10 protein-coding genes are annotated in these 7604 nt (G+C 51.1%); 4 read left to right on the top strand and 6 right to left on the bottom strand.

Annotation, left to right across the window (positions count from 1 at the left end; translation table 11 throughout):
* Positions 1 to 130 precede the first annotated feature (130 nt).
* From slmA to coaBC, 3 genes are all read right to left on the bottom strand, one after another.
* On the bottom strand, positions 131 to 727 hold the full coding sequence (slmA, locus tag AC0Z7K_RS20795; protein WP_485615765.1) for a nucleoid occlusion factor SlmA: 597 nt from the start codon (positions 725 to 727) through the stop codon (positions 131 to 133).
* Between the two features lie 170 nt (positions 728 to 897).
* Complete coding sequence (gene dut, locus AC0Z7K_RS20790; protein WP_485615764.1) at positions 898 to 1356, bottom strand: dUTP diphosphatase; 459 nt, start codon at positions 1354 to 1356, stop codon at positions 898 to 900.
* Positions 1334 to 2551: a bifunctional phosphopantothenoylcysteine decarboxylase/phosphopantothenate--cysteine ligase CoaBC gene (gene coaBC, locus AC0Z7K_RS20785; RefSeq protein ID WP_485615773.1), complete on the bottom strand. Its 1218-nt coding sequence runs from the start codon at positions 2549 to 2551 to the stop codon at positions 1334 to 1336. Before coaBC ends, dut begins: the two co-directional genes overlap by 23 nt.
* 183 nt (positions 2552 to 2734) lie before the next feature.
* On the opposite strand from coaBC, the gene radC reads away from it, so the two are divergent.
* The 4 genes from radC to mutM all read left to right on the top strand — a co-directional run bounded on the left by radC (position 2735) and on the right by mutM (position 5046).
* A complete protein-coding gene (radC, locus tag AC0Z7K_RS20780) occupies positions 2735 to 3415 on the top strand; it encodes a RadC family protein (RefSeq protein WP_485615763.1) in 681 nt (226 codons plus the stop codon).
* Between the two features lie 266 nt (positions 3416 to 3681).
* Positions 3682 to 3918 carry a 50S ribosomal protein L28 gene (gene rpmB, locus AC0Z7K_RS20775; RefSeq protein ID WP_004953342.1) on the top strand — a complete coding sequence of 79 codons (237 nt, stop codon included), beginning with the start codon at positions 3682 to 3684 and terminating at the stop codon, positions 3916 to 3918.
* A gap of 11 nt (positions 3919 to 3929) precedes the next feature.
* The gene (rpmG, locus tag AC0Z7K_RS20770) at positions 3930 to 4097 is read left to right on the top strand and encodes a 50S ribosomal protein L33 (protein ID WP_004392084.1); all 168 of its coding nucleotides are present in this window, start codon (positions 3930 to 3932) and stop codon (positions 4095 to 4097) included.
* A gap of 139 nt (positions 4098 to 4236) precedes the next feature.
* The gene (gene mutM, locus AC0Z7K_RS20765; protein ID WP_485615756.1) at positions 4237 to 5046 is read left to right on the top strand and encodes a bifunctional DNA-formamidopyrimidine glycosylase/DNA-(apurinic or apyrimidinic site) lyase; all 810 of its coding nucleotides are present in this window, start codon (positions 4237 to 4239) and stop codon (positions 5044 to 5046) included.
* Positions 5047 to 5054: 8 nt separating this feature from the next.
* On the opposite strand, the gene coaD is transcribed toward mutM, so the two are convergent.
* From coaD to waaA, 3 genes are read right to left on the bottom strand one after another with little or no spacing between them, the layout of a single operon-like run.
* The gene (coaD, locus tag AC0Z7K_RS20760; RefSeq protein WP_485615754.1) at positions 5055 to 5537 is read right to left on the bottom strand and encodes a pantetheine-phosphate adenylyltransferase; all 483 of its coding nucleotides are present in this window, start codon (positions 5535 to 5537) and stop codon (positions 5055 to 5057) included.
* A gap of 6 nt (positions 5538 to 5543) precedes the next feature.
* On the bottom strand, positions 5544 to 6311 hold the full coding sequence (locus AC0Z7K_RS20755; RefSeq protein WP_485615753.1) for a glycosyltransferase family 2 protein: 768 nt from the start codon (positions 6309 to 6311) through the stop codon (positions 5544 to 5546).
* The gene (gene waaA, locus AC0Z7K_RS20750) at positions 6311 to 7585 is read right to left on the bottom strand and encodes a lipid IV(A) 3-deoxy-D-manno-octulosonic acid transferase (RefSeq protein WP_056774466.1); all 1275 of its coding nucleotides are present in this window, start codon (positions 7583 to 7585) and stop codon (positions 6311 to 6313) included. The genes AC0Z7K_RS20755 and waaA overlap by 1 nt, the downstream gene beginning before the upstream one ends.
* Positions 7586 to 7604 lie beyond the last annotated feature (19 nt).

Here is a 7604-nt window from a genome sequence, read left to right as displayed (position 1 = left end):
GAAAGTTCCATTTAAAAAGGGTCCATGTTGAGCATGAACCCTTTTTACACGAGCCACTGGATCGGTCAACTGATCCTTAAACGATCGGCATTAGGCCTTCCGGCCCTTTTTTAACATCTGATGCTTAACGCTATTGCAACTGCGCTGAAATAAGCGGCCAGCGGGTATCAAAGTCCTGAGTGGGACGATACTTGAACTCTGAACGCACAAACCGCGACAACATACCTTCGCAGTAGGCCAGTAACTGGCTGGCGAGCAGAGTTTCATCGTACGTAAATCCGCTGCCTTCGCGCATTTTCTTCTCCCGTAAAACCTGACGCAGTTGCGCTTCAATCCGCTCGAAAAGCTGATTAATACGGCCCTGCAGGCGGTCCTGTTCGAACATCAATGCGTGACCTGTCATAATACGTGTCAGGCCAGGATTGCGTTCTGCAAACCCCAACACCAACAGCAAAATCAACCGTATCCGGTTTAGCGTATCTTTTTCGTCTTGCAAGATGAGATTGATACGGCTGATCAGACTGTCTTCGATAAACTCGATTAAGCTGTCGAACATCCGCGTTTTACTAGGAAAATGACGATAAAGAGCTGCTTCCGAAACCCCCACGTTGGCGGCAAGTTTCGCGGTAGTGATCCGCTGGCTGCCATCGCTGGACTGAAGCATTTGCGCTAACGCCTGCAAAATCTCTTCGCGCCGGTTCCTTTTTGTCGTTTCTTTCTCTGCCATGTCTGAATAGACCCTTGCTAAAAAACGGCTAAAATCATGGAGAAACCGCACAACTGCCGCATGAATCACTGTGATCCTGCGGCTTATTTCGTTCCCTTGGGTTGTTACGGTCTGATAGTGATAAGGATCTGTTTAATATCGCATCAAAATCTGCGGTGCTGAACAGGTTCTTATTGACGGCCTGAGTGGCCAAAACCACCTTCACCGCGTTCACTGGCGTCAAAATCTTCCACCAGATTGAATTCTGCCTGAACGACAGGTACAAAGACCATTTGAGCAATACGCTCGCCTGGCTCGATTACAAACGTTGTCTGCCCGCGGTTCCATACGGAAACCATCAGCTGGCCCTGATAATCGGAATCGATAAGCCCCACCAGATTCCCAAGAACTACGCCGTGTTTATGACCCAGACCAGAACGAGGCAAGATCACCGCCGCCAGATTCGCATCACCAATGTGGATTGCCAGACCGGTTGGCAAAAGCGTGGTTTCGCCGGGTTTCAGTTCAACAGAAGCATCCATACAGGCGCGTAAATCCAGACCTGCTGACCCTGGCGTAGCGTAGGCCGGTAAAGGGAAAGTCGAACCGATGCGCGGGTCGAGAATTTTAATGTCGATTTTTTTCATCATAACGGCTGACAATCTCTTCTAATAAACGTTGACCAAGCAGGGACTTATCGCTGAGCGGTAAGATTTTATCCCCGTCATGCCAAAAAAGATGCAGAGCATTGGTATCGGTATTGAAACCTTGCCCGGCAAGTGAAACGTCGTTGGCACAGATCAGATCCAGATTCTTGCGGATCCGTTTTTGCCGCGCGTATTCTTCCACATTCTGGGTTTCGGCAGCAAACCCAACGACGTATGGTCGCTGCTCTTTCAATGCGGCAACGCCGGCCACAATGTCCGGGTTCTTGATCATTTTCACAGTGATTTCATCACCTTGCTTTTTGATCTTCTCATCGGCAATGAGCTCTGCGCGGTAATCCGCAACCGCGGCGCAGGAGATGAAAATATGCTGCGAGCCCACTGAATCATGGACGGTCTTCTGCATTTCGAGCGCGCTTTCCACATCAATACGGAGAACATTGACAGGCGTAGGTTGCGTTACCGGGCCGGCGATGAGCGTGACTTGCGCACCGCGATCTGCAGCGGCTTTGGCAATAGCAAAACCCATCTTTCCTGAACTGTGATTACTGATGAAGCGTACCGGATCCAGTGCTTCGCGCGTCGGGCCAGCGGTCACCATGATGTTCAGATGTGCTAAATCTTTACGCGAGGAGAAATGGCTGTTGGCCATATCGATAATCACCAGTGGATCAAGCATTCGTCCCGGGCCAATATCGCCGCAGGCCTGACTGCCACTGTCCGGGCCCCATAATAAGGTGCCTCTGGCGGCAAGTCTTTGCAGATTTTCCTGTGTGACGGCGGCGCGATACATTTGCTGGTTCATCGCCGGTAGCACCGCAATGGGCGCAGCGGTGGCCAGACACACCGTGGTCAGCAGGTCATTGGCCATACCGGCCGCCATGCGTGCCAGTAAATCCGCCGTGGCGGGCGCGATCAGCACTAAGTCCGCCCATTTACCTAACTCAATATGGCCCATCGCCGCTTCGGCTGCGGGATCAAGCAGGTCATCAGACACCGGATAGCCGGAAACGGCCTGCAGGCTCAACGGCGTCACAAAAGATTTCGCCGCATCCGTCATGACTACGCGCACTTCTGCGCCCCGCTCACGTAAGCGACGTACCAGTTCTGGTGCTTTATAGGCAGCGATACCACCGCTGATACCGAGCACAATATGTTTGCCGGAAAGTCCCGTCATCATCATTGTCCGATTAATTGAAAGCCTGAAGAAGCGACATTTTAGCATAACGCGCAATGATGACAGCTATTGGCGATGCTGCGGATCAGGAGGAATAAAATTTCTGCGCGATGTCTCGCAGGCTGATGATGCCGAAAAGCAGAAGGGCTGGCGTTGTGGCACAATCGCCGCGAAAAAGGAGTCAGGATGACGAAATCACAAAGCGGCTGGCAAGATACGTTGAAACCCCGCGAAAAATTATTAGAGCAGGGTGCGAAGGGGTTGACCGATCAGGAACTGCTGGCGATTTACTTGCGCATTGGTTCGCACGGCCAGCATGTGATGGAGCTGGCAAAGAATCTGCTCGACGAGTTCGGTTCGCTGCATAAATTGTTGATGGCGGATTTTGATGCCATGTCGCGCATCAAAGGCATGGGTGTGGCAAAATTTGCCCAGCTTGTTGCGGTCTCCGAATTGTCTCGCCGTGCCTATCTGCGACATCTCAGTGCTGAAAATGCCATGCTCAGCCCGGAGGTTATCAGGGAATATCTGCAAAATTTGCTGGTTTTTCGTGAAAGGGAGGTTTTTCTGGTACTTTTTCTCGACAACCAGCATCGGGTTATTCGCCATGAGGAGATGTTTGCTGGTACTATTGGGCACGTAGAAGTGTATCCCCGCGAAATTGTTCGTGGAGCGATGAAGGTTAATGCGGCAGCGTTAATTCTGGCGCATAATCATCCGTCCGGTCGGGCTGAACCCAGCCTGATGGACAGAAAAGTGACTGAACAAATTATTCGAGCGTGCCAACTGCTGGAAATTCGTGTTCTCGACCATTTGGTTGTAGGTCACGGAGAAACGGTGTCTTTTGCCGAACGCGGTTGGATTTAGCGTCGTTTTTTGAAGATCCTTTGGGATCTTTAGCTGTTCGGGACTTGAGCACTTACGCTACAGAGCGTATACTACGCCACCTTTGAGAATCTTGGGTTTGGCGTTAAGAGCCTATCTCAGCAGGTTTCATACCTGATGAAATGGTTTTTACCCGACGACAGTGAGTCGGTTCTCAGTGGAGTTTGCTGAGATGGGCTCTAAAAGCCTGACGAGGCGGCCATACCCTATACGAAGCTCGAGCTGATTTGATTTTTGGAGATATAGACATGTCCCGAGTCTGCCAAGTTACTGGCAAGCGCCCGGTGAGCGGTAACAACCGTTCCCACGCAATGAACGCGACCAAACGCCGTTTTCTGCCAAACCTGCACTCACACCGTTTTTGGGTTGAGGCTGAGAAGCGCTTTGTAACTCTGCGCGTATCTGCTAAAGGTATGCGTGTTATTGATAAGAAGGGTATTGAGACGGTCTTGGCCGATCTGCGTACCCGCGGTGAGAAGTATTAAGGAACTGAATCATGGCTAAAGGTGTTCGCGAGAAGATCAAGCTGGTTTCTTCTGCTGGTACTGGTCACTTCTATACCACTACGAAGAACAAGCGTACTAAGCCGGAAAAATTGGAACTGAAGAAATTCGATCCAGTTGTCCGTCAACACGTGATCTACAAAGAAGCTAAAATTAAGTAATTTTAGCGGATTAATAAAACCCGGCTCCGGCCGGGTTTTTTATTGCCTGAAATCCGGCATACAGGGCGGAAAGACTTTTGTTTGCCTGATACCGACGTCTGCGACACACTCTAATCACGATTCTGTTACGGGAGAGGATATGCCTGAATTACCTGAAGTTGAAACCAGTCGCAGAGGGATTGAGCCCTTTCTCAAAGGCCACACAATTATGCACGCCGTTGTGCGTAATTCGCGTTTACGCTGGCCGGTCTCTGCGGAAATTTTGGCGTTAAGCGATCAGCCCGTTCTCAGCGTTCAGCGCCGTGCAAAATACCTGCTGGTAGAGCTCAGAACGGGCTGGATCATCATTCATCTGGGAATGTCAGGCAGTTTACGAGTATTACCGGAAGAGACCGAGCCGGGCAAACACGATCACGTCGATTTGGTGATGGATACTGGCCATGTGCTGCGCTATACCGACCCACGTCGTTTTGGCGCATGGCTTTGGTCGACCGATCTGGCAGGCAGTAACGTCCTGTCCCACCTGGGCCCTGAGCCGTTAAGTGAGGATTTCACGGCGGATTATCTGTTTGAAAAATCGCGCACTAAAAAATCACCGATTAAGCCATGGCTTATGGATAACAAACTGGTGGTCGGCGTCGGGAATATCTACGCCAGCGAATCTCTGTTTGTCGCCGGAATTTCCCCTGACAGGCCCGCGCATTCACTAAAACGTGATGAAACCGCATTGCTGGTGAGTACCATCAAAGCTGTGTTGTTACGTTCGATTGAGCAGGGCGGAACTACGCTGAAAGACTTTTTACAGTCAGATGGAAAACCGGGATATTTTGCGCAGGAATTGCAGGTGTATGGCCGTGCAGGAGAGCCCTGCCGGGTCTGTGGCACGCTGATAGAGAGCAAAAAACATGCTCAGCGCACCACATTTTTCTGCCCTCGCTGCCAGCGTTAAGCCTGAACTCAGGCGCTGATTTTTTCCATCAGTGCCTGCGTGACTACCTGCGGCAGGAACGGGGTGATGTCACCGCCGTGACGGGCGACTTCTTTCACCAGCGAAGAAGATATAAATGACCATTCCTTTGACGGCATCATAAACACGCTTTCCAGTGTCGGTAGCAAATGCCGGTTCATATTCGCCAGCTGCATCTCATATTCAAAATCAGACACTGCACGTAAGCCGCGCACCAGCACATTCGCCCCTTGTACTTTGGCGAAGTTCGCCATTAAATCGCTGAAACCAATCACTTCAACATTCTTCAGATGCGAAGTGACTTGTGTCGCCAGCGCAACGCGTTCTTCCAGCGTAAACATCGGTTTTTTGCTCGGGCTGGCGGCAATCGCCAGAATAACGTGATCGAATATCAATGCCGCACGGCTGACGATATCGAGATGTCCGTTAGTCATTGGATCAAAAGTGCCGGGATAAATTGCTTTAGTGCTCATGCTGGCTCACTTTTGCAGTTGGTGGCTGAATGCCCACAGGGCAGCATATTTATTGAAAGTATACTGTGCATTGACGCCTGCCAGGATCAGACCCTGTTTGCCATCCAGAAAACCAGCGCGCAGGATCCAGGTTTTCACGAACGCGCCCAACGTATGGGAAATCACCGAGAAGAAACTGCAACGGCGCCCCTGTTGATGACGCTGTGTTGCCCAGGCTTCAGCATAGTTAAGCTGTTTGCGCTGAAAAGTGAAGAAATCACGGCACGTCAGGTGCAGCAAATCGCCCTGCAACGGAACGACTTTCGCGTCTTTCGTCTCAAGCGATTCATGAACGAGATCGTCGTTATAATGAAAACGGGCAGGATAAAGGCGGTTAACGCGATCCGGATACCAGCCGCTGTGCCGCATAAATTTCCCGAGGAATAAGTTGCTGCGGCCAAGACTGTACACGGTATTTTCCTGCGGATTATTCAGGACCTTTTCGACCGACTGGCGAAGTTCGGGTGATACCCGTTCATCAGCATCAATCATCAAAATGTAGTCGCCAGTAGCATGGCTTTGCGCCAGCTGACGCTGTTTGCCAAAGCCCGGCCAGTCCGTGTGCGTAAAGACTTTTGCGCCAAACTCGCGCGCAACGTCTAACGTCTCGTCTTCACTGCCGGAATCAAGCAAGATGATTTCGTCCGCCCAGGAGACTGACTCCAGACATTCTGCTAATAAACCGGCTTCGTTACGTGCAATCAGTACGACCGATAAACGTTTTTTGTCAGCCATCAATGACCCCGGACAGGCAGGTAAGGCTCCAGTAAATGCAGTAGTCGTTGCAGTGCACCCTGATTCTGGTGCAACACTTCAACGGCGTGACGCCCGTAGTACAGACGATAGTCTTCGTCTGTCAGCAGCGTAGAGATCTCTTTCACCAGTGATGCGGTATCAGTGACGGTGATGAGACCATCGTCCTGAGCCAGTTTGGCGCAAATATCTTTGAAGTTGATGGTGTGCGGCCCCATCAGCACAGGAATAGCATGCGCCGCAGCTTCCAGTGGGTTATGACCCCCACGTTCTACCAGACTGCCGCCGACGAAGGCTAAATCGGCGATTCCATACAGCAGCATTAATTCGCCCATGGTGTCGCCGATAACGACCTGTGTTCCTGAGGAGGGGACTTCACCGGTGCTGCGCTGTGTGAATGTCAGACCGGCTTTACGGGTGAGTTCACAAGCAACCGGGAAACGCTCCGGGTGTCTCGGCACCAGAATAAGCAACAACGTCGGATGGTTTTTTAGTAACTCTTTATGCGCTTCCAGCAGCAGGGTTTCTTCACCCTCGTGCGTACTGGTCGCAATCCATACCTGACGGCGCGATGCCCACTGGCTGCGCAGCGCGATGGCTTTAGCCGCCAGCTCCGGAGTGACAGAAATATCAAATTTCAGGCTGCCGGTGACGGCGAGCTGATTGCGCTTCAGGCCTAAAGAAAGAAAGCGCTCGCCGTCTTCCTGATTTTGCGCGGCAATGAGAGTGATGCGTTGCAAGATGGTTCGAATGAATTTACCGAGTTTTTGGTAACCCTTGGCTGAACGGGCGGAAAGACGCGCATTGGCAATGACCAGCGGGATTTTACGGCGATGCAGGGCGCTGATGAGGTTTGGCCACAGCTCGGTTTCCATGATGATAACCAGCTTGGGGTTCACTTCATCAAGGAAGCGATTAACTGAACCTGCCAGATCGTAGGGTAGATAAACGTGATGTACGCCTTTACCAAATGCCGACTGAACGCGTTCGGAGCCTGTCGGCGTCATCGTTGTGACGGTAATGGGCAACGATGGATAACGATGGCGCAATGCACGTACCAAAGGAATTGCCGCCAGCGTTTCGCCAACGGAGACAGAATGCAGCATGATGCCGCCAGGCACGACTTTACCTTTGCAAAAGCCATAACGTTCAGCCCAACGTTTACGGTAGGCCGGTGATTTACGGCTGCGTAACAGTAAACGGATCCAAATTAATGGCTGAATTAAATATATGATTATATTGTAAAAAATATTCATTTTTTATGAGGCATTGCGT

It is taken from the genome of Rahnella sp. 1L-D-7-B-C2, from assembly GCF_057290995.1.
Note: the sequence above shows the minus strand (reverse complement) of the source record. Positions and strands in the feature narration are given on the sequence as shown.

Coding starts and splice junctions, on each gene's coding strand:
- coaBC (WP_485615773.1), bottom strand. CDS start 2,551: ATGATGACGGGACTTTCCGGCAAACATATTGTGCTCGGTATCAGCGGT.
- waaA (WP_056774466.1), bottom strand. CDS start 7,585: ATGAATATTTTTTACAATATAATCATATATTTAATTCAGCCATTAATT.
- slmA (WP_485615765.1), bottom strand. CDS start 727: ATGGCAGAGAAAGAAACGACAAAAAGGAACCGGCGCGAAGAGATTTTG.
- radC (WP_485615763.1), top strand. CDS start 2,735: ATGACGAAATCACAAAGCGGCTGGCAAGATACGTTGAAACCCCGCGAA.
- dut (WP_485615764.1), bottom strand. CDS start 1,356: ATGATGAAAAAAATCGACATTAAAATTCTCGACCCGCGCATCGGTTCG.
- rpmG (WP_004392084.1), top strand. CDS start 3,930: ATGGCTAAAGGTGTTCGCGAGAAGATCAAGCTGGTTTCTTCTGCTGGT.
- rpmB (WP_004953342.1), top strand. CDS start 3,682: ATGTCCCGAGTCTGCCAAGTTACTGGCAAGCGCCCGGTGAGCGGTAAC.
- mutM (WP_485615756.1), top strand. CDS start 4,237: ATGCCTGAATTACCTGAAGTTGAAACCAGTCGCAGAGGGATTGAGCCC.
- coaD (WP_485615754.1), bottom strand. CDS start 5,537: ATGAGCACTAAAGCAATTTATCCCGGCACTTTTGATCCAATGACTAAC.
- AC0Z7K_RS20755 (WP_485615753.1), bottom strand. CDS start 6,311: ATGGCTGACAAAAAACGTTTATCGGTCGTACTGATTGCACGTAACGAA.